Origin of the sequence: Pontibacter sp. 13R65 (assembly GCF_047525655.1) — a bacterium.
Taxonomy (GTDB): domain Bacteria; phylum Bacteroidota; class Bacteroidia; order Cytophagales; family Hymenobacteraceae; genus Pontibacter.
On sequence record NZ_JBLIQL010000051.1, the window covers coordinates 1 to 2,554 of the forward strand.

Annotated in this window: 1 protein-coding gene and 1 pseudogene; both read right to left on the reverse strand. The window is 51.2% G+C overall.

Annotation, left to right across the window (positions count from 1 at the left end; all coding sequences use genetic code 11):
• Positions 1–1,557: pseudogene (locus ACMA1I_RS23230) on the reverse strand (hypothetical protein); the annotation flags it as partial.
• A 437-nt stretch (positions 1,558–1,994) separates the two neighbouring features.
• Positions 1,995–2,423 carry a thiol-disulfide oxidoreductase DCC family protein gene (locus ACMA1I_RS23235; RefSeq protein WP_337070887.1) on the reverse strand — a complete coding sequence of 143 codons (429 nt, stop codon included), beginning with the start codon at positions 2,421–2,423 and terminating at the stop codon, positions 1,995–1,997.
• Positions 2,424–2,554: the final 131 nt, after the last annotated feature.

Below are 2,554 nucleotides of genomic sequence, written 5' to 3' on the forward strand. Positions count from 1 at the left end.
GATCATGTAGCAGTACTCCTTGCCCGACTCCAGCCCGCGGCCCCCGTTGTTGTCCAGGTAGCCCACCTGGTCGGCCCCCACCTCGGCGATGAGCGCGTAGCCCGTGCTCCCCGGGATGCCCGTCTCGCACTCCGCGGGCTCGAAGCCCGAGGGGCCCTCCCGCCGGTAGATCCGGATCACAGAGGCGTTGCGGCACACGTACGGGTCCCACGAGAGGGCCACGTCCTTCCCCTGCCCCGTCGCCAACAGGTTCTCAGGAGGTGGACCGACTACCGTGATACGCCAGGGCTGTAAGTCAGCGAGCCGCTGTCCCAAGGGCAGTTGGTCCTCTGCCCTCACCACTACCAGATATGGCTCATCCCGCACATCTGCGCACTCGGTGGCCCATCTTAGCAAGCCGGTTGCCGCGCCAGGTGTATTCGTGGTTTGAGTAAAAGTAGCCGGTGGAATCATACCACCCGAAGCGGTCATTGTGATGCGGTCGCCATCGGGGTCGGTTGCCCGCATAAGCCACTCAAGTGTTGTGCCGGCCACGATACAGGTATCTCTTGGCTCCAGTACCGGCGGCCGGTTTGGCCCTTCCCGCACCAGAATCTGCATGTCGCGCACCACCTCGCCCAGCTTTACGGCTCCGCCATTTGGCGACACACGCCACTCCTCCACCACAAAAGCAATGTTGTACTCACCCTGCATACAGGGTTGGTTCCATTCGAGCTGCCCCGTACGCGGATCTAGTGTAAAGGTGCTCGGATTATCAGCTGTTCTGCAAGGGAAACGCTCATTTGGCATCACGAATCCCGGCACGTTAATCACATTACCATTAATACCACTACCTTCACGACGCTGCGGCACCCGGAACTTAAATGCAAGGCTATCGCCATCGGCATCGTATGCACCCGGGTTATGTACCCACTTCCGGAAAGTTAAGGCCAGGTCGATCGGATCTACGGTAAGCACAGGTGTGCTATTAAAACCACGCAAAGAGTTGATGTTGATAGTCGTTTCAATGTAGAAACTATGCTGCTCTGAAGGTGCCGCCAGATTCNAAGTTAAGGCCAGGTCGATCGGATCTACGGTAAGCACAGGTGTGCTATTAAAACCACGCAAAGAGTTGATGTTGATAGTCGTTTCAATGTAGAAACTATGCTGCTCTGAAGGTGCCGCCAGATTCAATATCTGTGGATTTCGTAGTATGCCTGTCCAGGAAGTAGTGTAAGTACCATCAGCCGGATAAGTTGTCTCCCATCGGAAAATATGCTTCTCCGTTTGGTTACCAATCGGCACCATCCGATATAACGGCACCGTGATATTGTTAAGCCCGTTAAAAACCGTTACCGGGTTTTCCATTTGCACCCCACCCGTATCGCGGTAAATTACCATGGTAAAGAAGTAGCGCCTGGGATTAGGATTGGGAGTGGTGTCTCTTTTGGCCGTAATGTCGCCTGCTCGTATGTGAGTAGCCTGCACTTTGGTAGACGAAACCAACAGCAGCACCATTACCAGAACGAATAAACAGGAAAATGGCAATTGTAATTTTTGGTGTATACTTTTCTTCATACTTTTACATGAGAAATGATAGTGCTCTTGAAGCCTGGCCGTGCAAGTATCCTGCAACGGTTTAATGGTTTTTCTTCTCCACTTCCTGCTGCCCCAGCAACAAACTTAGAATAGGCCTGGCATCAGAATTTGCCTCAATTTAAATTTATTTTTTGATTCAGCCGGTAAGTGTGCATTTACACTCGAGGTCCCCCCTTTAGATGAAAGACCTTTGTTGATGGTATAACTTAGTACCAGGCAGTACAATAAAATCAGAAAGACAGCGTCTTACCTGCTGTTATTTTATATTTAGAAAATTATTCCCTTTCAATAAAAATTAATGTTGCCATACCCAAGACTTCCGAGCTCTGGTAAGCTACCGTAACCTTTACGAGAATTTCAATATTTATATTTAGCTATACGTACTTTTTTTGCTTAAATGCACTTTGGCTGCTATATCAGGCTAAAAAGCGGTTCCGCTGTTGTGGAGTTGGCAACAGGCAGGCTTGGTCCCGACCAGCTATTAAGTAACGGTTTCTGGCAATCATCCGGTATACTGTATCCCGCACAAAGCGTGGAATAATTCGGCCATAAGTCAGCAGGAAAAACGGAAACCGAAGATGCCTGGCAATGCGAAGCGCCGCATCAGACTCCATATACAAATTGCCTTCCTCATAAAACAGCATCGAATCGGGAAGCGGTGCCTTAGACTTAGTCACTGCTGTTGAGGTTAGTTGGAGGCCCAGCTCAGATTGAAGCGCCGCGAAATGCAGGTTCTCCTTTTTATTGTGCCGGAGTACAAACTGCACGCTTGCTTGGCAAAACCCGCAGGTGCCATCGTAAAACACAATAGCCTGCTGTACTGATTTCTGTTCTTGCTTCATCATCTTACGATTTCGACCCATCCTTTGTAGCGGACGCGCTCGCGCTCGGGGTCCAGGGTGAAGAACTCCACCTCGGCCTCGTAGAAGTACACCCCGTCGCTCACCCGGCCCCCGTCGCTGCTGGTCCCCTCCCA